The 21,500-nt window shown below is 68.7% G+C and carries 17 protein-coding genes; 14 read left to right on the top strand and 3 right to left on the bottom strand.

What is annotated here, in order from left to right:
• Positions 1 to 8: 8 nt before the first annotated feature.
• The 6 genes from G6N60_RS03120 (at position 9) to G6N60_RS03095 (ending at position 9,005) form a co-directional block, all read left to right on the top strand.
• Positions 9 to 1,127 carry an alpha/beta hydrolase gene (locus tag G6N60_RS03120; RefSeq protein ID WP_163732417.1) on the top strand — a complete coding sequence of 373 codons (1,119 nt, stop codon included), beginning with the start codon at positions 9 to 11 and terminating at the stop codon, positions 1,125 to 1,127.
• Between the two features lie 167 nt (positions 1,128 to 1,294).
• A complete protein-coding gene (locus G6N60_RS03115) occupies positions 1,295 to 3,484 on the top strand; it encodes an acyl-CoA dehydrogenase family protein (RefSeq protein ID WP_163732414.1) in 2,190 nt (729 codons plus the stop codon).
• 160 nt (positions 3,485 to 3,644) lie between these two features.
• Entirely contained in the window at positions 3,645 to 5,321 is a 1,677-nt protein-coding gene (locus G6N60_RS03110) for an APC family permease (RefSeq protein WP_197746914.1), read from the top strand.
• A gap of 91 nt (positions 5,322 to 5,412) precedes the next feature.
• The gene (locus G6N60_RS03105; protein ID WP_163743375.1) at positions 5,413 to 6,324 is read left to right on the top strand and encodes a LysR family transcriptional regulator; all 912 of its coding nucleotides are present in this window, start codon (positions 5,413 to 5,415) and stop codon (positions 6,322 to 6,324) included.
• A 136-nt stretch (positions 6,325 to 6,460) separates the two neighbouring features.
• The gene (locus tag G6N60_RS03100) at positions 6,461 to 7,957 is read left to right on the top strand and encodes an APC family permease (protein WP_163732410.1); all 1,497 of its coding nucleotides are present in this window, start codon (positions 6,461 to 6,463) and stop codon (positions 7,955 to 7,957) included.
• A 31-nt stretch (positions 7,958 to 7,988) separates the two neighbouring features.
• A complete protein-coding gene (locus tag G6N60_RS03095; protein ID WP_163732406.1) occupies positions 7,989 to 9,005 on the top strand; it encodes an aminotransferase class IV in 1,017 nt (338 codons plus the stop codon).
• A gap of 68 nt (positions 9,006 to 9,073) precedes the next feature.
• Here the strand turns inward: G6N60_RS03095 and G6N60_RS03090 are convergent, their stop codons facing one another.
• Positions 9,074 to 9,877: a transglutaminase-like domain-containing protein gene (locus tag G6N60_RS03090; protein WP_163732403.1), complete on the bottom strand. Its 804-nt coding sequence runs from the start codon at positions 9,875 to 9,877 to the stop codon at positions 9,074 to 9,076.
• Between the two features lie 353 nt (positions 9,878 to 10,230).
• Between G6N60_RS03090 and G6N60_RS03085 the strand changes: the two genes are divergently transcribed.
• The 3 genes from G6N60_RS03085 to G6N60_RS28255 all read left to right on the top strand — a co-directional run bounded on the left by G6N60_RS03085 (position 10,231) and on the right by G6N60_RS28255 (position 14,311).
• Positions 10,231 to 11,193, top strand: a complete 963-nt coding sequence (locus G6N60_RS03085; RefSeq protein ID WP_246240258.1) for an esterase family protein — start codon at positions 10,231 to 10,233, stop codon at positions 11,191 to 11,193.
• A gap of 56 nt (positions 11,194 to 11,249) precedes the next feature.
• Complete coding sequence (locus G6N60_RS03080) at positions 11,250 to 12,032, top strand: MBL fold metallo-hydrolase (protein WP_372510955.1); 783 nt, start codon at positions 11,250 to 11,252, stop codon at positions 12,030 to 12,032.
• A gap of 119 nt (positions 12,033 to 12,151) precedes the next feature.
• The gene (locus G6N60_RS28255; protein WP_179969631.1) at positions 12,152 to 14,311 is read left to right on the top strand and encodes an HNH endonuclease signature motif containing protein; all 2,160 of its coding nucleotides are present in this window, start codon (positions 12,152 to 12,154) and stop codon (positions 14,309 to 14,311) included.
• A gap of 20 nt (positions 14,312 to 14,331) precedes the next feature.
• Here the strand turns inward: G6N60_RS28255 and fadD2 are convergent, their stop codons facing one another.
• The gene (gene fadD2, locus G6N60_RS03070; RefSeq protein WP_163732397.1) at positions 14,332 to 16,122 is read right to left on the bottom strand and encodes a long-chain-fatty-acid--CoA ligase FadD2; all 1,791 of its coding nucleotides are present in this window, start codon (positions 16,120 to 16,122) and stop codon (positions 14,332 to 14,334) included.
• Between the two features lie 73 nt (positions 16,123 to 16,195).
• Between fadD2 and G6N60_RS03065 the strand changes: the two genes are divergently transcribed.
• From G6N60_RS03065 to G6N60_RS03055, 3 genes are all read left to right on the top strand, one after another.
• A complete protein-coding gene (locus G6N60_RS03065) occupies positions 16,196 to 17,446 on the top strand; it encodes a DNA polymerase domain-containing protein (protein ID WP_163732393.1) in 1,251 nt (416 codons plus the stop codon).
• 149 nt (positions 17,447 to 17,595) lie between these two features.
• Entirely contained in the window at positions 17,596 to 18,051 is a 456-nt protein-coding gene (locus G6N60_RS03060) for an STAS domain-containing protein (RefSeq protein WP_163732390.1), read from the top strand.
• Between the two features lie 178 nt (positions 18,052 to 18,229).
• On the top strand, positions 18,230 to 19,654 hold the full coding sequence (locus G6N60_RS03055) for a sugar porter family MFS transporter (RefSeq protein ID WP_163732387.1): 1,425 nt from the start codon (positions 18,230 to 18,232) through the stop codon (positions 19,652 to 19,654).
• A 6-nt stretch (positions 19,655 to 19,660) separates the two neighbouring features.
• Here the strand turns inward: G6N60_RS03055 and G6N60_RS03050 are convergent, their stop codons facing one another.
• Positions 19,661 to 20,227, bottom strand: coding sequence for a TetR family transcriptional regulator (locus tag G6N60_RS03050; protein ID WP_163732384.1), 567 nt, complete (start codon positions 20,225 to 20,227; stop codon positions 19,661 to 19,663).
• 85 nt (positions 20,228 to 20,312) lie between these two features.
• Between G6N60_RS03050 and G6N60_RS03045 the strand changes: the two genes are divergently transcribed.
• Both G6N60_RS03045 and G6N60_RS03040 read left to right on the top strand, forming a co-directional pair.
• On the top strand, positions 20,313 to 21,239 hold the full coding sequence (locus G6N60_RS03045; RefSeq protein WP_163732381.1) for an SDR family oxidoreductase: 927 nt from the start codon (positions 20,313 to 20,315) through the stop codon (positions 21,237 to 21,239).
• A gap of 84 nt (positions 21,240 to 21,323) precedes the next feature.
• Positions 21,324 to 21,476 (top strand): hypothetical protein, encoded by a 153-nt coding sequence (locus G6N60_RS03040; protein ID WP_163732378.1) that lies wholly within the window; start codon positions 21,324 to 21,326, stop codon positions 21,474 to 21,476.
• Positions 21,477 to 21,500 lie beyond the last annotated feature (24 nt).

Below are 21,500 nucleotides of genomic sequence, written 5' to 3'. Positions count from 1 at the left end.
TCACCGCCATGACACCAGGGGTGATGCGCGAATTCGTCGGCTTGGACTCTCCGACGGCCCGTCGCGCCGCGTCCGGGGGTCACCCCTGCCAGGGCATCTACTACCGCGGCGTGGGCCGCAAGCCCAAGGTGGCGATGATCGCCACGCACTACCAGCTCGACTACTCCGAGCACTATCTGGCCGACTACCTGGCCACGCGCGGCGTCGGCTTCCTCGGCTGGAACACCCGGTTCCGCGGCTACGAGAGCAGCTTCCTGCTCGATCACGCACTGGTGGACATCGGCGTCGGCGTACGCTGGCTGCGCGAGGCGCAACACATCGAAACCATTGTGCTGCTGGGCAATTCGGGCGGCGGGTCGCTGATGGCGGCCTACCAGGCGCAGGCGGTCGATCCGCACGTCACGCCCATGGACGGCATGCGCCCGGCGACGGGCCTCGGCGAGCTACCGCCTGCGGACGGCTACGTCGCGAGCGCGGCGCACCCCGGCCGGCCCGAGGTCTTGACGGCATGGATGGACGGCTCGGTCCTCGACGAGAACGATCCACTCGCGACCGATCCCACACTCGACGTCTTCGACGAGCGCAACGGTCCGCCGTTCGCACCGGAGTTCGTCGAGCGCTACCGCGCGGCGCAGGTCGCCCGCAACGACGGGATCACCGACTGGGTGCTCGCCGAACTGAAACGCCTTCGGGCGGCGGGGTTCTCGGACCGGCCGTTCGCAGTGCACCGCACCTGGGCCGACCCGCGCATGATCGATCCCACCCTCGAACCGTCCAGGCGGCCGCCCAACACCTGCTACGTCGGCGTCCCGGTGCGGGCCAATCGCTCGGCCCACGGCATCGCCGCGGCCTGCACCCTGCGCAGCTGGCTGGGCATGTGGAGCCTGCGCACCGCGCAGACCGGCGCCGAGCCGCACCTGACGCGCATCGTCTGCCCCGCGCTGGTGATCAGCGCCGACCAGGACACCGGCGTCTACCCGTCGGACGCCCGTCGCATCCACGACGCGCTGGCCAGCACCGACAAGGGCCTGTGCTCGATCGACACCGACCACTACTTCACGACCCCGGGCGCGCGCAGCGAGCAGGCCGACACCATCGCCGGGTGGATCGCCAAGCGCTGGCGGTGAGGGCCGCCGAGACGACGGTTGCTGACCCGACACGCCGAGGATGACGTCAACTCGCGGAGTGTCGGTGCGGGGAGACATCGGGACCTGGTCAACCTGGTCAACGAAGTGGCCCTCACACGCGGTACCCTCGGACCCAACCCACCGGTTGATACAAGGGAGTTCACCGCATGCCCATCGCGATCCTTTCCGAACACGCCGACCTCGCCGAGTCCGTCCGCGATCTCGTCAAGCGCGTCGCGCCCTCCGACGTCCTGCACGAGGCGCTCGAGACGCCGATCGCCAATCCGCCGTCGTACTGGAAGGCCGCCGCCGAGCAGGGCCTGCAGGGGCTGCACCTCTCCGAGGACGTGGGCGGACAGGGCTTCGGCATCCTCGAACTCGCGATCGTGCTCGCCGAATTCGGTTACGGCGCAGTGCCGGGACCGTTCGTGCCCTCGGCGATCGCCAGCGCGCTGATCGCCGCGAACGACCCCGCCGACAAGCGGTTGGAGGGGCTCGCCTCGGGTGAGACCATCGCCGCCTACGCCATCGACTCCGGTCTGACCGCCACCCGCCAGGGCGGCGGCCTCGTCATCCGCGGCGAGGTTCGCGCCGTGCCCGCCGCCGCGGAGGCGTCCCTGCTCGTGCTCCCGGTGTCCATCGACGGCGGCGAGGCCTGGGTCCTGCTCGACGCCGACCAGGTGGAGGTCGAGGGCGTGCAGAGCGTCGACCCGCTGCGGCCGTTGGCGCACGTGCGCGCCAACGCCGTCGAGGTCGCCGACGACCGCGTCCTGGCCAACCTCGGCCGCCCGCTCGCCCGCGCCGTCATCACGACGCTGCTGTCCGCCGAGTGCATCGGCGTCGCCCGCTGGGCCACCGACACCGCCGCGGCGTACGCCAAGATCCGCGAGCAGTTCGGCCGCCCCATCGGGCAGTTCCAGGCCATCAAGCACAAGTGCGCCAACATGATTGCCGAGACCGAGCGCGCGACGGCCGCGGTCTGGGATGCGGCCCGCGCGCTCGACGAGGTGCACGGCGGCAAGGCCGACTCGCACTACGAGTTCGCCGCCGCGGTGGCCGCCACCCTGGCTCCGGTCGCCGCTCAGCACTGCGCCCAGGACTGCATCCAGGTGCACGGTGGCATCGGCTTCACCTGGGAGCACGACACCAACGTCTTCTACCGGCGGGCCATCGTGCTGGCCGCCTGCTTCGGCCGGGCCGCCGACCACCCGCAGCAGGTCATCCAGGAGGCGACGACCACCGGGATGCGGCCCATCGACATCGACCTCGATCCGGACACCGAGAAGCTGCGTGAGGAGATCCGCGCGGAAGTGGCTGCACTGAAGGCACTTTCGGGTGAGGAGCGGACCACGGCGATCGCCGAGGGCGGCTGGGTCTCCCCGCACCTGCCCAAGCCGTGGGGCCGCGCCGCCAAGCCCGTCGAGCAGATCATCATCGCCCAGGAGTTCTCCAGCGGTCGCGTGAAGCGGCCCCAGATGGGCATCGCCGCGTGGATCATCCCGTCGATCGTCGCCTACGGCACCGACGCGCAGCAGCAGCGCTTCCTACCGCCCACCTTCCGCGGCGAGATGATCTGGTGCCAGCTGTTCTCCGAGCCGGGCGCGGGTTCCGACCTCGCGAGCCTGACGACGAAGGCCACCAAGGTCGACGGCGGGTGGCGCATCACCGGCCAGAAGATCTGGACCACGGGCGCGCAGTACTCGCAGTGGGGCGCACTGCTGGCGCGGACCAACCCGTCGGCCCCCAAACACGGTGGCATCACGTACTTCCTGCTCGACATGGCCGCCGAGGGCGTCGAGGTCAAGCCGCTGCGCGAGCTCACCGGCAACGCGATGTTCAACACCGTCTTCATCGACGACGTGTTCGTGCCCGACGACATGGTGCTCGGCGAGGTCGACCGCGGCTGGGAGGTCAGCCGCAACACGCTGACCAACGAGCGCGTGTCGATCGGCAGCAGTGAGCCGCCGTTCCTGGCGAGCCTGGAACAGTTCGTCCAGTTCCTGGCCGACGGGCAGTTCGACCAGATCGAGCAGTACGAGGCGGGCAGGCTGATCGCCGAGGGCCATGCGGCCAAACTGCTCAACATGCGCTCGACGCTGCTGACCCTGGCGGGCGGGGACCCCATGCCCGCCGCCGCGATCAGCAAGCTGCTGTCGATGAAGACGGGTCAGGGCTACGCCGAGTTCGGGGTGTCGTCCTTCGGCACCGACGCGGCCATCGGCGATCAGGGCGAGCTCTCCGGAAAATGGGCCGAGTACCTGCTCGCCGGCCGGGCCACCACGATCTACGGCGGCACGTCGGAGGTGCAGCTCAACATCATCGCCGAACGGCTGCTGGGGCTGCCGCGCGATCCGTAGGTCCGCGGCGCGGGTCGTGACGCGACGTGGGGTGTCGAGGTGCCACGACCCGGGTAGGTAGCGGGTCGAGGTCCCTCGCATCGCCGCGGCGGCTCGTGAGCAGCACGTGGGAGGCAGCAATGACACACCCTCGGTTGATCCGGCGCCCGGCGGGGCGGCGTTGACCGCGACGGACGCCGTCGACTCGTCTCCCGGGTTGCGGCGCAGCGTCGGCTTCTGGGGCCTGATGTGCGTGTCCCTCGGCTCGATCATCGGCTCCGGGTGGTTGCTGAGCGCGCTGAGCGCGGCGCAGTCGGCCGGTCCGGCGGCGATCGTGTCGTGGGTGCTGGCCGCGGCGATGCTGATCGTGCTCGCCCTGGTGTTCGCCGAGCTGGGCGGGGCCTACCCCGTCGCGGGCGGCTCGGGCCGCTTCCCGTACTACTCCCACGGCGCGTTCGGTGGCTTCGTTGCGACGTTCGCGTCGTGGCTCCCCTCGGTGGCGATCGCGCCCATCGAGATCCTCGGCGCCATCACCTACCTCAACAGCGTGTCGTGGGTGAACCACCACTTCGACATGCTCAACGCCAGCACCGGTCTGCTGAACCGCACCGGCCTCCTCGTCGCCACCCTGCTGATGATCCTGTTCACCGCGATGAACCTGGCCGGGGTCAAGTTCATGTCCGAGAGCAACGGGCTCGTCGTGATCTGGAAGACGCTGGTCCCGTTGGTGGCCATCGTCGTGATCGGCTACCTGTCCTTCCATCCGGGCAATCTGACCGCGGGCGGCAGCTTCATGCCGGCCGGCATCCACGGCGTGTTTGCCGCGCTGCCGCTGGGCGTCGTATTCGCCCTGCAGGGTTTCGAGCAGGCCGTCCAACTCGCGGGCGAGGCGCGCAACCCGCAGCGGGACGTCTCGCGGGCCATCATCACCGCGATGATCATCGGCGCCCTGCTCTACATCGCGCTGCAGGCGGCGTTCATCTTCGCCGTCGACCCCAACGACGTCAGGGGCGGGTGGGCGCACCCGCTCGGCGTCGGCGGCGCCCACTCCAGCTACGGCGCCTGGTACACCCTGGCGATCGCCGTCGGCGCCGGCTGGTTGGCCGTCGTCCTGATCATCGACGCCGTCGCGTCCCCCACGGGCACCGGCATCGTGTACATCGGCACGACGGCGCGGCTGTCGTACGCGCTCGGCGTGCTGCCCGAGTTGCCGACGCGGCTGGCCACCACCGACAAGCGTGGCGTGCCGGTGTGGTCGATCGTCGTCTCCGCGGTCATCGGTTGGCTGTGCTTCGGGCCGTTCCCCAGCTGGAGCAAGCTGGTCGCCGTCGTCACCGGCGCCACCGCCATCATGTACGCGTTCGCCCCAATTGCCTTGGGCGCCTTGCGTCGTCGCGATGGGGACCGCCCGCGCAGCTACCGCATGCCGCTGCCGGACGTGCTGCTGCCCATCGCGTTCATCTCCGCGAACCTGCTGCTGTACTGGGGCTCCTACGGCGTCGAGTGGAAGCTGGACATCGCCCTGGTGGTGGGCGCTGCGCTCTTCCTCGTCGGCGCGGCGGTCAAGAAGACCTTCTCCGTGGACATGTTCCGCCACGGCTACTGGATCGTCCCCTGGCTGATCGGCGCGACGGTCATCGGTTACTTCGGCAATTACGGTGGCCTGCACCCGATCTTCAACGGCTTCGTCTTCGGCGAGTGGACCGACGTGGTCGTCGTCGCCGCCTTCAGCCTGATCGTCTACTACTGGGCGCTGGCGGTGGCCGCGCCGTCCGACCAGGTCGCCGCCGCCGTCGCGAAGGATGCCGACCACCGGTCCGGGCAGCACCACGACGCTGACGTCGCCACGCCTGCCTGACCCGGGTGCCGCTCCCGACGCTCCGGCTTATCATCGCCAGGCGAGCACATGATGGAGGTGACCCACGAGCGGCAACGACCACGGGGTCACCCTGCGCCAGCTGCGCTACTTCGCGGTGCTCGGTGAGGAGCTGAACTTCCGGCGTGCGGCCGAGAAGCTGTTCATCACCCAGCCTGCGCTGTCGACCGCCATCAAGGCGCTCGAGCACCAGACCGGTGCGACGCTGCTGAACCGCAACACCCGTGAGGTGACGCTCACCGAGGTCGGGGCGGCCTTCCTGCCGCTGGCCCGCCAGGCCCTGCTCGCCGTCGACTCGGCCGTCGACGACCTCGTGTCGATGGCGCGCCGCAATCGCCGCGTCCGGCTGGGTTACCTCATCGGCACCGGGGCCGACGTGCTGTTCCGGCTGGTTCGCCACTTCGAGGCCGTCTATCCCGAAATACGCTTGGAGCCAAGGGAATTCGACTTCTCCGACCCCACCGCCGGGCTGGCCGACGGCACCACCGAGGTGGCCCTCATCCGGCCGCCGGTCGACCTGCCCGAACACCGGATGCTCATCCTCGACGCCGAGAACTGGGTGACGTGCCTGCCCCGCGATCACCGGCTCGCCCACCGCAGCGAGGTGTCGATCACCGAACTCCTCGACGACCCGATCGTCGTGGCGCCCGGTACCGCGGGCCGGTGGCGGGACTACTGGATGGCGACGGACGCGCGCGCGGGCCGGCCACCGACGATCGCCGCCGTCGCCGCCACCTACGAGGAGGAGACCACCACGATCGCCAGGGGTCTCGGCATCAGCTTCACCAGCGAGTCGATCGCCCGCCTGTACAACCGTCAGGGAATCGTCTACGTCCCGATCGTCAACCGTCGGCACAGCTACACCGCGCTCGCCTGGCACCCCGCCCGCATCGGGGAGGAGGCGGCGGCGCTGATCCGTCAGGTGCGCGACGAATGGAGCTTCGAGGAGGGCCAGGCCACCGAGCGGCCCGCCACGTACTACTGATTGCCGGGGCACTGATAAACCCCGGTTATCAGAAGATCAGTAATCAGAACTTCCGTCGCCGCCCGGTGTGGGGTTGTCTCGGATCACTCGACGATCGAGGCCGCAGACCCGTTCCATCTCAGACCTGGAGCACCCGATGACCGAAACCGCCTCACCCATCACCCCTCCCTCGCCATCCGACGACGAAGACGCTCGGCTGGCATCATTCGGCTACACCCAGAAGCTCGACCGCTCCGTCGGCCGCCTCGCGTCGTTCGCCATCGGCTTCGCGACCATCAGCGCTACCACGGCGGTGTTCACCGGCTTCGGCGCCGGCTACTTCACCGCGGGCGGCCCGTTCGTCTGGACGCTGCTGCTCGCCGCGGCGGTGTTCGTCGTCTGGGTCGTCATCGCGGCCGACCTGACGGCCAAGATCCCGCTGGCCGGCTACGCCTACCAGTGGACGAGCCGCATCCACGGTTCCACCCTCGCCCTGTTCACCGGGGTGATGGGCCTGGCCGGCTGGGTGTGCGGCATGACCGGTGTCGGGTTCATCTTGTCCGGGTACCTCGGCAGCCTGTTCGACTGGAACATGAGCCAGACCGCCCAGATCCTGGTCGCCATCGGCGTCATGGCCGTCTGCACGCTGGTGAACCTCTATGGCGTCCGGTTCGCCACGATGGTCAACAACATCGGCGTCAGCCTCGAGCTCGTCGTCACCGTCGCCGCCACGATCCTGGTGGCCGTCGTCGCGCTCTCCGCCCCCGACAAGCACCAGCCGCTCTCGGTGCTCTTCACCGGCGGCACGTCCGACGCAGGCACCCCCTACCTGCTGGCGTGGCTCGCGGCGTCGCTCGGCCCGTTCTTCGGCCTGATCGGGGTGGAGGCCAGCGCCGACGTCGCCGAGGAAACGCTCAACGCGCGCCACGTCATCCCCCGGACGATGTTCTACGCCCTGGCCACCTCGATCGTCATCGAGTTCGGGATGTACGTCGTCTACGTATTGGCGATCCGCAACCCCGACGCGGTCGCCAACGCCTCCGCCGCCCCGATCGAGGAGATCATCAACCAGCAGGTCGGTCCGGTCATCACGAAGATCGTCGTCGCGGTGGCGCTCACCAACGTCATGGCGTGCATCCTGGCCAACATCCTGGTCGCGACCCGCCTGACCTACTCGATGGCGCGCGACAACATGCTGCCGTTCTCGCACGTGTGGCGCCACGTCTCCCCCACCAACCGCACGCCCACGTTCGCCGTGATCGGCCTGTTCGTCCTGTCCACGATGCTGCTGCTGTCCGCGCTCGTCAGCGAGAAGGCGTTCAACCTCATCATCGGGTTGTCGTCCCTGGCGGTCTTCGCGACCTACGTCCTGCAGACCGTCGCCCTGCTGATCGGACGGCGCCGGGGCACCATCCCGGCCGCCGAGCCCGGCACGTTCGACCTCGGCCGCACCCGCCTGCCGATCTACGTCCTCGGCCTGGTCTGCTTCACCCTCGTCTGCATCGCGCTGATCTTCCTGCCGCAGTTCGCCGGCAACGGTTACGTGTTCGCGGGTCTGGTCGCGCTGACCGCGCTCTGGGCCGTGACCGGGCTGCGCCGGCGGCTGGCCAGCGGCGAGGCCGGACCGGACTTCGCCAAGACCCACCTCTCCTGACCCCCACCAACGACATCTCGAAGGGAATGACATGACCGTCACCACCAGCCTGAGCAGCAACCTGGTCGCCGTCGAACCGGGCGCGATCCGCGAGGACACCCCCGCCGGTTCGGTGATCCAGTACAGCGACTACGAACTGGACACCTCCAGCCCGTTCGCGGGAGGGGTGGCCTGGATCGAGGGCGAATACCTGCCCGCCGAGGAGGCGAGGATCTCCATCTTCGACACCGGCTTCGGCCACTCCGATCTCACCTACACCGTGGCACATGTGTGGCACGGCAACGTGTTTCGCCTCGATGACCACCTCGACCGCCTGCTCGACGGCGCGGCCAAGCTGCGCCTGGACGCCGGCATGAGCAAGGCCGAGCTCGCCGAGATCACCAAGAAGTGCATCTCGATGTCGCAGCTGCGCGAGTCGTTCGTCAACCTGACGGTCACCCGCGGCTACGGCAAGAAGAAGGGCGAGAAGGACCTCACCAAGCTCACCCATCAGGTCTACATCTACGCGATCCCCTACCTGTGGGCGTTCCCCCCGGCCGAGCAGATCTACGGCACCACCGCCGTCGTGCCGCGCCACGTCCGTCGCGCCGGCCGCAACACCGTCGACCCCACCATCAAGAACTACCAGTGGGGTGACTTGACGGCGGCCAGCTTCGAGGCCAAGGACCGCGGTGCCCGCACCGCGATCCTGCTGGACGCCGACAACTGCGTCGCCGAGGGCCCCGGCTTCAACGTCTGCATCGTCAAGGACGGCAAGATCGCCTCGCCGTCGCGCAACGCGTTGCCGGGCATCACCCGCAAGACGGTCTTCGAGCTCGCCGACCAGATGGGCATCGAGGCCACCCTGCGCGACGTCACCAGCCGCGAACTGTACGACGCCGACGAGATCATGGCCGTCACCACCGCGGGCGGCGTCACTCCCATCAACACCCTCGACGGCGAACCCATCGGCAACGGCGAGCCGGGACCGGTGACCGTCCGCATCCGAGATCGCTTCTGGGCCCTGATGGACGAGCCGGGCCCGCTGATCGAGGCCATCGAGTACTAGCAGACGCCGAATGGCCGGTCACCACACGGTGTTTCACGCACCCGTGCGGTGACCGGCCATTGGTGTGGCTAGCCGAGTGAGACGAGGTCCTTGACGTCGTCGAGCGGCAACATGCCCTCGACCCACGCGGTCACGTTCATGTTCGTCAGGTTGATGCCGCCGCCGTGGTTGTCCAGGAAGGCGGTGTCTGCGGCGTCGCGCCCGGTGGCGATGCGCACCATCGTCTGCCGCGGCGCCAGGCACGTCGCGTCGACCACCCGCCACATCCCGTCGACGTACGCCTCGGCGACGGCGTGGAAGTCCATTGGGTAGCAACCCGGTGCGTAGACCGCGACCAGGCGGGCGGGCACGTTGACCGCCCGCAGCAGCGCGATCACCAGGTGTGCGTAGTCCCGGCACACCCCGGTGCCCGCCAGCACGGTGTCCGCGGCGCCGTCGATCGGGTCGCTGGACCCGGGCACGTACTGCAGCCGCGTGCCGACCCACGACGACACCTTCTCCAACAGCGCCACTGACTTCGCGAGATTGCCGAATTCCGTTGCGGCGAAACCGTAGAACTTGTCGGCCTCGGCGTAGCGGCTGGGTCGCAGGTAGGTCGAGAGATCGATCTCGTCGACCGGAGCGGGCTCGGCCTGGCCGATGATCGTCGCCGAGTAGTTGGCCATCACGGTGCCCTTGCCGGCCTCGAACTTGTGGATGCGGGTCCCGTGCTGGCCGATGAGTTCGAGCGGCTCGATGGCATTGCCGTTCATCGTGAACGACAGCTCCTCGGTGACCTCGGCACCCGGCTGCGGTGCGACCGCGATCTGGAATTCCAACGTCGTCGGGTCGAATACCTCGACCTGGAGCTGCGCTCCGACTTCACGCCTCATGACTCATCAACTTTCGGTACGGGGAACTGGGGGAGGACGTGGCGAGCGCATCACGTCGGCCCATCGATACCCAGCGAGACCGGGAACCAAACATGGTCCGCACCAGCCTGGTCACGCCGGTGTGATGCGAGGAGTCTAAGCGATGACCGGGCGACGCACCGCTGCGATTGCGCGTCGCTCCACGAGGAATTCCCAGGGCCCTGTGGAACCGTTTCGTGGTGGAGCCGTCCGCCTGAGCGACGATGCGAGGCACGGGCCAGCGGATGTGAGCAACCCATCCACCGGTGGGTCCGACACCCGCGGCACGGGGTCACCTCCAGACACGGCCCCCCTTTCGACGACGAGGAGATTCTGTGCGCCGGTTGATCATCACCGCTGTCCTGGCGGCCCTGCTGCCCGTCTTCATGGGGTTCCTCGGCGGCGCCGCCACCGCGAACGCGTTCTCCCGCCCGGGCCTGCCGGTGGAGTACCTGATGGTGCCCTCGGCGGGCATGGGCCGAAACATCAAAGTCCAGTTCCAGAGCGGCGGCCCCAACTCCCCGGCGGTGTATCTGCTCGACGGGTTGCGCGCCCAGGACGACTTCAACGGCTGGGACATCAACACCCCCGCCTTCGAGTGGTACTACGGCTCGGGACTGTCGGTCGTGATGCCCGTCGGTGGCCAGTCCAGCTTCTACAGCGACTGGTACAAGCCGGCGTGCGGCAAGTCCGGGTGCCAGACCTACAAGTGGGAGACGTTCCTCACCCAGGAGCTGCCCGCGTACCTGGCGCAGCAACGGCAGGTGAAGCCGACGGGCAGCGCCGCGGTCGGACTGTCGATGGCCGGCTCGGCAGCCCTGACGCTGGCCATCCACCACCCTGCGCAATTCCCCTATGCGGCATCGCTTTCCGGGTTCCTCAACCTGTCCGAGGGCTTCTGGCCGGGACTGGTCAACACCGCGATGGGCGACGCCGGCGGCTACAAGGCCAACGACATGTGGGGCCCCGCCGAGACCGATCCGGCGTGGAAGTACAACGACCCGATGGTCAACCTGCCCACGCTGATCGCCAACAACACCAGGATCTGGATCTACTGCGGTAACGGCACGCCCAGCGATCTCGGTGGGGACAACCTGCCGGCCAAGTTCCTGGAGAGCTTCACGCTGCGCACCAACAAGACGTTCCAGCAGAACTACCTCGCGGGCGGCGGCACGAACGGCGTGTTCAACTTCCCCGACAGCGGCACCCACGACTGGGGTTACTGGGGCCAGCAGCTGCAGGAGATGAAGCCCGACATCCAGCGGGTGCTCGGCGCCACGCCGACCGCGGTCAGCTGACCGCCCAGCACGACGGCAACCCGGACGCCGTCACCAAGCAACGTCGGGCGTGCGCCATCAGCGTGCTCGGCGGCCCCACGACTGTCGTCGACATCGCCGGTCGCCGCATCGTCATGGACCCCACGTTCGATCCGCCCGGACCCCACGCCTACCTGACCAAGACGGCGGGACCGGCGGTCGACGCGTCCGACCTCGGGCCCGTCGACGTGGTGTTGGTCAGCCACGACCAGCATCCCGACAACTTCGACGACGCCGGCCGCGCGCTCGCGGCGGCCGTCCCGCAAGTGCTCACGACCCCCGGCTCGGCCGCTCGGCTGGGCGCCAACGCGCACGGCTTGGCGGTGTGGCAGGCCGTGGAGCTGCCGGGCGGTGATGGGTTCACTTCCCTTGTCGTGCAGGCGGTTCCGGCCGTGCACGGGCCCGCCGACGGTGAGCGCGACGCGGAGGGCTTCGTCAATTGCGAGGTGTCCGGCTTCGTGCTGTCGGGTCAGGGCCAGCCGACCGTCTACCTCAGCGGCGACAACGCCTCGGTCGAGGCGGTCAAGGCCGTGGCCGACGCCGTGGGCCGAATCGACGTCGCGGTGCTCTTCGTCGGTGCGGCCCGGGTGCCGACGAAGGAACGCGGCAGGCCCCTGACGCTCACCAGCGCCCGGGCGGCCGCCGCGGCGGAGATCCTCGGCGCAAGCGTCGTCATCGCCGCGCACCTGGATTCGTGGGCGCATTTCAGCGAGGGCATGGACGACGTCGTCACGGCCTTCGACGAGGCCGGCACCGGCGCGCTCCTCGACCGAACGCCACGTGGCCACTGGACCGACCTGGAGTACCTCCTGCAGGTCTGACCCCTCCCGACTGACTGGTTCGTTTTAGTGTGCAACCGAACCCGAATCATGTTGTGCAACTCCAGTTTTCGAGGTTGGCGGGCAGGGTTCTTGTCGGTGGTCGAAGGTATGTTCGAGGCATGGGTGCAGATGAGGTGCTCGCCGCGATCGCCAAGGATGCGGCGCTGACCGATGAGCTGCTGGCCCTGGACTTCGATGCCCTGACCGATCGTGAACTGCTCACCGTGCTCCAGCGTATGGAAGGCACGCAGCGCCGCCGAGCGACGGTGAGCCACCGGATCCTGGCGCGCATGGATCGGGAGAGCAATCCGATGGCCTTGGGCGCGAAGTCGTTGCGCGAGTTGTTGATCGACCGGTTGAAGATCTCGGCGACCGATGCTGCCCGGCGCGTGGACCATGCCCGTGATCTGGGGCCGCGGGTGTCGCTGCTGGGCGAGCCCCAGGAGCCGGTGCTGGCGCGCACCGCGGCCGCGCAGGCCGAGGGGCGCATCGGGGCCGATCACGTGGCGCAGATCCGCCGGTTCTTCGCCACGTTGCCCGGCTGGGTGAGCGTCGAGGAGCGTGAGCGGTGCGAGGAGACCCTGGTGTCGGTGGCGCCGGGGTTGACCCCGGAGGGGTTGCGCCAGGCGCGGAAGCGATTGCGGGCGATGATCGATCCGGATGGGTCGGCGCCCAACGACGCCACCCGGTCCCGGCGGCGGTATCTGGTGTTCGGTCGCCAGGAGGCCGATGGCACCGTCAGTGTGCAGGGGCGGTTGGACCCGATGACCGCGGCGGCGCTGGAGGCCGTCAACGCCAAGCTCGCCGCGCCGGGGATGTGCAATCCCGACGACGAGCATCCCTGCACCTCGGGGGTGCCCAGCCGCGATCAGATCCAAGAGGATGGGCGCACGCAAGGGCAGCGCAATCACGATGCGTTGTCGGTGATCGCGCGGGGGGCGTTGGCCAGTGGGGAGTTGGGTCAGCACAACGGGTTGCCGGTGACGATCATCGTGACCACCACCCTGCAGGACCTCGAGGCCGCCGCCGGCCTGCCCGAGACCCCCGCCCCGGACTGGATCACCGACCGCGGCGCCGCACCAGAGGGGGTGCAGACCGAGATCGACCTCCCACCCGAAGCGCCGGTGGTGCAGGATGATTCGGCCGCGCCCGACGAGTCCGAGGGTGAAACCACCCCAGCAGCCGTCACGATTTGTGACGCCGCCGACGAGCAGGCCTGCCACCTTCTCCCCGACGCCCCGGGCGCCCCGGCCGAGTCCGAGGGTGAGTACACCCCAGCAGCCGTCACAAATTGTGACGCCGCTGGCGGGCAGCCTCCGACCCACACCAATCCCGCCCCGGCCGAGTCCGAGGGTCAGTACACCCCAGCAGCCGTCACGATTTGTGACGCCGCTGGCGGGCAGCCTCCGACCCACACCGATCCCGCCCCGGCCGAGTCCGAGGGTGAGTACACCCCGGCAGCCGTCACACTTTGTGACGCCGCTGGCGGACAGACCGTCGACCTTGTCCCCGACGCCCCGGGCGTTCAGGACGAGTCCGAGGACGACTGCGCCCCGGCAGCCGTCACAAATAGTGACGCCGCTGGCGGACAGACCGTCGACCTTGTCCCCGACGCCCCGGGCGTTCAGGACGAGTCCGTCACCATATGTGACGCCGCCAGCGAGCAGCCCGAACCCGACGCCGAACCGGAAGACCAAGACCCGCAAGACCCGCCGGCAACATCACCCCCGCCGGCCGCACCACCCCCACCGGTACCCCCACCCCCACCGGCATTCCGGCTCCCGCCGACGCCCGCGCGGCCGGCGATGACTGCGGTGACCGCGGGCGGCACGCTGATCCCGATGTCGGACGTCATTCGGATGGCGTCGCACGCCTACCACTACCTCACGGTGTTCGACCGCCACACCAACGAGGCGCTGTACTGCGGGCGCACCAAGCGCATCGCCCCGGCGGCGCACCGCATCGTGCTCTACGCCCGCGACCGCGGCTGCACCAAGCCCGGCTGCCGGGTCCCGGCGTACGGCACCCAGGTGCACCACGTCAACGGCTGGGCCAAGAACGGCGGGCAGACCAACGTCAACGAAGAAGTGCTGGCCTGCCCCGGGGACAACCGCCTCGCCGAATTCGGTTGGACGGTCACCATCACACCCCAAGGGGTGCAATGGATCCCACCGCCGGAACTCGACACCGGCCAACCCCGGCTCAACTACTACCACCACCCCGAACGCCTCTTCGGACGCCCGGAGGAGTGGGGTGGGGGCGAGCAGCGGTCGGGTTGACGGGCCGAGAGCCGCTGGGGTCAGGCCTTCGCGTCGGCCCCGTCGGGCTCGGCGTTGTCCGCCGTCTTTTCGGAATCCCCGTTGCTGGAAGGCTTTTCGGACTTGGCGCTGCCGCCGTCACCGCCGCCATCGCCGTCGACGTCCATGTCCTTGAGCTCCCGCTTGAGGATCTTGCCCGTCGGGTTGCGCGGCAGCTCGTCGAGGAAGATGACCTCGCGGGGCACCTTGTAGCGGGCCAGGTTGTCCTTGACGTAGGCCTTGATGGTGTCCTCGTCGACGGAGGCGCCGTCGGTCTTGACGACGAACGCGCGCAGCCGGTGGCCCCACTCCTTGTCCTCGACACCGATCGCGGTGGCCTCGACGACCTCGGGGTGGCCGCTGATCAGATCTTCGACCTCGGCGGGGAAGACGTTCTCGCCACCGCACACGATCATCTCGTCGTCGCGACCGCTCACGTAGAGCAGACCGTGCTCGTCGAAGTAGCCGACGTCACCGGATGACATGAGCCCGTCAATGATCGCCTTGTGGCCGCCCCCGGTGTAGCCCTCGAACGGGAAGGTGTTGCCGACGAAGATCCGTCCCACCTCGCCCTTCGGGACCTCCTTGCCGTTCTCGTCGAACAGCTTGACCTTGACGCCCTTGACGACCGGTCCCACCGTCGACGGATTGATCGAAAGGTCTTGTGGCCGAGCAATTGTCGCGAAGGCGATCTCCGTCGACCCGTACAGGTTGTAGACGACGGGACCGAGATCCTTCAACGCCCGGTTGGCGAGTTCACCACCCAGCTGCGACCCGGACACGAACACGATGCGCAGGCTCGACAGGTCGGGCTTCGGGCTCGTCTTCTCGAGCTCGTCCAGCAGACGCGACAACATCACCGGAACGACGATCATCGCGGTGACCCGGTGCTTCTCGATGTCGGCGAGAACCGTGGCCGGCTTGAACTTCCTGCGCAACACCAGCGTGCTGCCCAGCATCATCGCGATCGTGGCGTGCAGGTAGCCCAGCGCATGGAACATCGGCGCGGGCAACGACGTCACCTCACCGCCCTTGAACGGCACGTGCGACAGCACGCCCCCGATGGGAGCCAGCGACGGTGGGCTGCTGCGGTTCGCTCCCTTGGGGGTACCCGTCGTGCCGCTGGTCAGGATGATGATCTTGGAGTGCGCCGTGGCCCTCGGCGGCGGCGTGGACCTGCTCTTGGCGATCAGGTCGGCCAACGTCTCGTCGGAGCTCTCTGACGGATCGTCGTTGTCGGGGTTCGTCGGCAGCGCGCGCAGACGGCCCAGCTCGGGCTCCGCGGCGGAGACCGCCTTGGTGTACTCGTCGTCGAAGATGATGAGCTTCGCGCCCTCGCGCTCGGAGACCTCCTTGATCTGCGGCCCCGAGAATTCGCTGTTGAGCAGGATCAGCTTCGCACCGACCTTGGCCGCGCCGTAGAGCGCGACGAGGAACCAGCGGTGGTTGCGAATGAGGAGAGCGACTCCGTCGCCACCCGTGACGCCCCGTTCGAGCAGACCGTTCGCGACGGCGTTGGCGGCGTCGTCGAGCTCCTTGAACGTCATCTCGCCGTCGTCGTCGATGATCGCGGTGGCGTTCGGCGTGCGTCGGGCGTTGAGCGCCGGGATCATGCCGAACTCACCCCAGCGCCGGATGTCGGCCACCATGGCCGCGACGTTCTGCGGGGGCTCGAGCTTGAAGGCGCCCGCCTCGAACATCTTCCGCGCGTAGTGCAGCTCGGCCGAACCGCGCTCCAAATATTGCTGGACCTTGGCCGCCGCCTGAAAGGGGAGCTCGATGAGGTTGGGCATCCACCCACAATATGTGACGCCCGTCGCATGTGGGTCCGAGTCCCCAGGCTCGTCCGCAACTACCATTGCCGACATGGCGTCTTCGCTGTCGATGGACATCGGGGACAAGACGCTGCGGGTGACCCACCCGGACAAGATCGTCTTTCCCGGGCTGGACGGGCGCCCGGACGTCACCAAGCTCGACCTCATCGAGTACTACCTGGCCGTCGCCCACGGCGCCCTGCGCGGCGTCGCGGGCCGGCCGATGATCCTCAAGCGGTTCGTCAAGGGCATCGACCAGGAGGCCATCTTCCAGAAGCGGGCCCCCGAGAAGCGGCCGGACTGGATCGAGGTCGCCGAGCTGAAGTACGCGTCGGGCACCTCGGCCAAGGAGGCCGTCCTGTCGGACGCGGCGGGCCTGGCGTGGGCGGTCAACCTGGGCTGCGTCGACCTCAACCCCCACCCCGTGCAGGCCCACGATCTCGAGCATCCCGACGAACTCCGCGTCGACCTCGACCCGATGCCCGGCGTCGAATGGCAGCAGATCATCGACGTGGCACTGGTCGCCCGCGACGTGCTGGCCGACTACGGACTGACGGCATGGCCGAAGACCTCGGGCTCGAAGGGCTTTCACGTGTACGCGCGCATCGAGCCCAACTGGCCGTACCGGCAGGTGCGGCTGGCGGCTGAGACCATTGCGCGTGAAGTCGAAAGGCGCGCACCGGATTTGGCGACGAGCCGGTGGTGGAAGGAGGAGCGCCAGGGCGTCTTCGTCGACTTCAACCAGAACGCGAAGGACCGGACCGTGGCCTCGGCCTACTCCGTCCGCTCGCGGCCCGACGCCAGGGTGTCCACGCCCCTGCGGTGGGACGAGGTGCCCGGGTGCCGGCCCGAGGCCTTCACCGTGGCGACGGTGCCCGAGCGCTTCGCCGAGATCGGCGATCCGTGGGAGGGCATGGACGACGCCGCCGGCGGTCTGGAGGGCCTGCTCGCGCTGGCGGAGGAACTCGGCCCCGCGGAGAAGGCGCCCAAGGGTGCACGACGTGGGGACGGGTCGGGGAACCGGGTGTCGACCAAACCGCTCATCGAGATCGCCAGGACGAAGACCAAGGACGAGGCGATGGCCGCGCTCCAGACGTGGAAGGACGCGCATCCGGCCGCCGCTGAGCGGCTGGAGCCCATCGACGTCCTGGTCGACGGCATGCGCGGGCCCAGCTCGATCTGGTACCGCGTGCGCATCAACCTCCAGCACGTGCCCGAGGATCAGCGGCCGCCGCAGGAGGATCTGCTGGCGGACTACTCCCCCTGGGAGCGGTATTCGGGCGCTCAGGGCCGCCCCCGCTGAGCGATTTGCTGTTCTGGGGCAGACAAGTCTTAAGGATGTTTTAGGACTTACTCCCCGGTACCTTATTTTGGCCCCCTACCTTGGGATTCAAGTCGAAGTGACGGCATCGCCGCCTTCTCACTCGGCAATCACCGAAGGGAGGCAGTGCCATGACCACAGCGAGCACCAACTCAGTCGCGAAAAACCGCTTCCGATATGGCAATCCGTCGGTCGAGTGCCACGGAGCCGAGCTTCACAAGCAGTGCCGCCAGCTGGCGACCGTGCTGACCATCACCGGCACGATCGACGCCGTCAACGTCGGCTCCGTCGTCGCCGAGGCCAAGGGCTGCATCATCGCCGAGAAGCCGTTCATCCTCGATCTCAGCGGCGTTACCTCCTTCGCTGCGCAGGCCATCGAACTGCTCGACGCCATCGACGAAGCCTGCTACGCCGCAGGCGACGAGTGGTCGCTCATCGTCAGCCAGCCCGTGTCGCGCACGCTGCGCCTCTGCGGCGTCGACGAGGTGTTCCCCGCGACGTCGTCGGTTCCCGAAGCGCTGCACCACTTTTCGGACGTCGCCGGTGAGCGTCGTCGCATCCTCCCCATCCTGACCAAGTCCGCCTGAGCCAAGAGGAATCATCCATGCTGATCGACGTTCGTTGGTTGCGTTACCTGATCCACCCGCGGCACAAGGCTTCTGACAGCCGCTAATCCGTTCGGCCTGCGGTTCGTTCGGGACCGCAGTGGGTATCCACCTCCACCGCGTATTCGACGACGACGTCTGACGGCTGGAGGCTGGGCTCATGAGTTCCATTGGTAGTGCTCCCGGCAAGCCAGAGGTCGCGCGAGCAGACACCCCCGGTCAACTCACCGGCGCGGTCGTCATCGTCGCGCTGGTATCCGCCGTCTCCGGAATGCTGTACGGCTACGACACCGGCATCATCTCCGGCGCTCTCCTGCAGATCACGAAGGACTTCGGCATCGCCGAGAGCTGGAAACAGGTCATCGCGGCGAGCATCCTGCTCGGGGCCGTCGTCGGAGCGCTGACCTGCAGTTCCCTGTCCGAGCGGCGAGGTCGCAAGGGCACGCTGGTGATGCTGGCGGTGGTGTTCGTCGTCGGCGCCCTGTGGTGCGCGCTGTCCCCCAATCCCGTCGTCCTGTCCCTCGGACGGCTCGTGCTCGGGTTCGCCGTGGGCGGCGCCACGCAGACCGCGCCCATGTACGTCGCCGAGCTGGCGCCTCCGAAGTACCGCGGCCGGCTGGTGCTGTGCTTTCAAATCGCGATCGGCGTCGGCATCGTGATCGCCACGATCGTCGGTGCGTCGGAAGCGATCCCGTGGCGCTGGTCCATCGGTGTCGCCGCCGTTCCCGCCGCGATCATGCTCGCCCTGCTGTTGCGGCTGCCGGAGAGCCCGCGCTGGCTGGTCAAGCAGGACCGCCGCGACGACGCCACGGAGGTCCTCTCCCGCGTGCGGCCGTCGGGCTACGACGTCGAGGACGAACTGGACGAGATGGCGCAGCTCGCCCGCGAGGAGAAGACGGCCGCCACGCGCGGCTGGTCGGGGCTTCGCGAGAAGTGGGTGCGGCCCGCCGTCATCCTCGGCTGCGGCATCGCCGTCTTCACCCAGCTCAGCGGCATCGAGATGATCATCTACTACTCCCCGACGATCCTCACCGACAACGGGTTCTCCACGTCGGTGGCGCTGGACGTGTCGGTCGCCCTCGGCGTCAGCTACCTCGTCGCGCAGCTCGTCGGGCTGACCATCATCGATCGGGTGGGCCGACGCCGGCTGACGCTGATCATGATTCCCGGTGCGGCACTGAGCCTGTTCGTTCTGGGCTGGTTGTTCGTCTCCGGCCACAGTGGCCGTGACTCGGTGCCGTTCATCATCGCCTGCCTGGTCGTGTTCATGCTGTTCAACGCGGGCGGTCTGCAGCTGATGGGTTGGCTCACCGGTTCGGAGACCTACCCGTTGGCGGTGCGGCCGGCGGGTACGGCTGCGCAGTCCGCGGTGCTGTGGGGGACGAACCTGCTCATCACGCTGACGCTGCTGACGTTGATCAGCGGCATCGGCGTCGGATCGTCGATGTGGCTCTACGGCCTCTTCAACGTCGCCGCCTGGTTGTTCGTCTACTTCCGGATGCCGGATCTGACCGGCCGCAGCCTCGAGGAGATCGAGGGCAAGTTGAGCGACGGCACCTTCCGGCCCTCGGACTTCGCGCGCTGAGCGCGGTCAGGAACCCCTCGCCACCGCCTTGAAGTCCTCCATCGTCGTGCGCACGACGTCGGAGAACTCCTGGTCGTCGGGCCCGTTCACCCACCTGTCGAAACTCACCTTGAAGACGGTGATTCCCGCCTCGGCGGCCAGCACCGCGGCGGGATCGTCGACGCCGCGGGCCCGCAACGCCTCGGCGACGGCCGCGCCCAACGTCGCCAGCTTGGATAATTCGCGCTCCTGCAGGCTGGGGTTCGCGTCGATCACGGCCTGACGGGCGCGCGATTGGTGGATGCGACCCGCGAAGAACCCGCCGGCCGCCTGTAGCGCCTCCCCGACGACGTCCAGCGGCGCACGTGAATCAGGCGCCGCCGCAACGTTTTTCACGAACACCTCGATGAGCGCCTCTCCGCCGGAGAACAACACCTCGCGCTTGTCGGCGAAGTAGCGGAAGAACGTGCGCTCGGTCAGCCCGGCCCGCTCGGCGATGTCGGCCACCGCGGTCGGCTCGAAGCCCCGCTCCCCGTAGAGCTCCAGCGCCGCCTGCTGGAGGCGGCCGAGCGCGTCTGGTTGCCATCGACCCATGCAGCGAGATTAGTTGATGACAGCAACTGACATGGTCGCTACAGTGGTGATGTCAGTAGCTGACATCGGATTCTTGGAGGCAATCATGCGAGTTCTCGTCACCGGCGCATCCGGGTGGGTCGGATCGGCCGTCGTTCCGGAACTCCTCGGCGCCGGCCACCGCGTCGTCGGGCTGGCCCGCTCGGACGCGTCGGCCGCTGCGCTCGAGGCCGCGGGCGCCGACGCCGTACGCGGCGACATCGACGATCTCGACGTGCTCGCGTCGGCCGCGGGGGCGGCGGACGGCGTCATCCACCTGGCGTTCAAGCACGACATCGCGTTCTCGGGCGACTTCGACGGCGCCGTGACCGCGGATCGCCGAGCCATCGAGACGATCGGCGACGCACTGGCCGGGACCGACCGCCCATTCGTCATCGCGTCGGGAACCATGGGTGTCGCGCTGGGCCGGGTGGCCACCGAGGAGGACGGGTCGGACGTCGACCCGAACTCCCCCGCGAGCGGTCCGCTCGGCAGGCAGGCGAACGCTCGACTGGTGCAGTCCTATGCGGACCGCGGGGTGCGGTCCTCGGTGGTGCGGCTACCACCGACGACGCACGGCGACGGCGACAACGGCTTCGTCGCGACACAGATCGCGATCGCGCGCGACAGAGGCGCCTCCGGTTACGTCGGCGACGGCGCCAACCGGTGGCCGGCCGTGCACCGCTCGGACGCCGCGCGACTGTTCCGGCTGGCGCTCGAATCCGCTCCGCCGGGAACGGCCCTGCACGCGGTGGCCGACGAGGGCGTCCCGGTCCGCGAGGTGGCCGAGGTCATCGGGCGGCACCTCGACGTCCCGACCATCTCCATCGCACCCGACGACGCGGGCGCGCACTTCGGTTGGCTCGGCGCATTTCTCGCTCTCGACGGGCCCGCCTCGAGCACCTCGACCCGCTCGCTGCTCGGCTGGCAGCCCACCGGTCCGGGCCTGCTCGAGGATCTGGAGATGGGCCAGTACTTCGACGCGACGTCGTGAACGGGAGGTCAGCACCCGCCAGCGGTGGCACGGCGACGCGGTCAGCGCGTTTGGCGCCGGGCGGCCTCTGGGTACCTTGCGGGCATGAACGACCGCGACGAACCAGTAGCACCCCGGTTCACGCCCATCGCCGGCGATCCCACGCTGGAGCTCTTCGGACAGGGCTGGACTCCGTACCAAGATCAGGCCCGCGCGGCCGACGCCTACCAGGGTCGACATCGCGCGCCCGAGGTGTGACCGACGCGCACCGCGAAATGGCCT

Source organism: Mycolicibacterium madagascariense, from assembly GCF_010729665.1.
Taxonomy (GTDB): domain Bacteria; phylum Actinomycetota; class Actinomycetes; order Mycobacteriales; family Mycobacteriaceae; genus Mycobacterium; species Mycobacterium madagascariense.
Note: the sequence above shows the minus strand (reverse complement) of the source record. Positions and strands in the feature narration are given on the sequence as shown.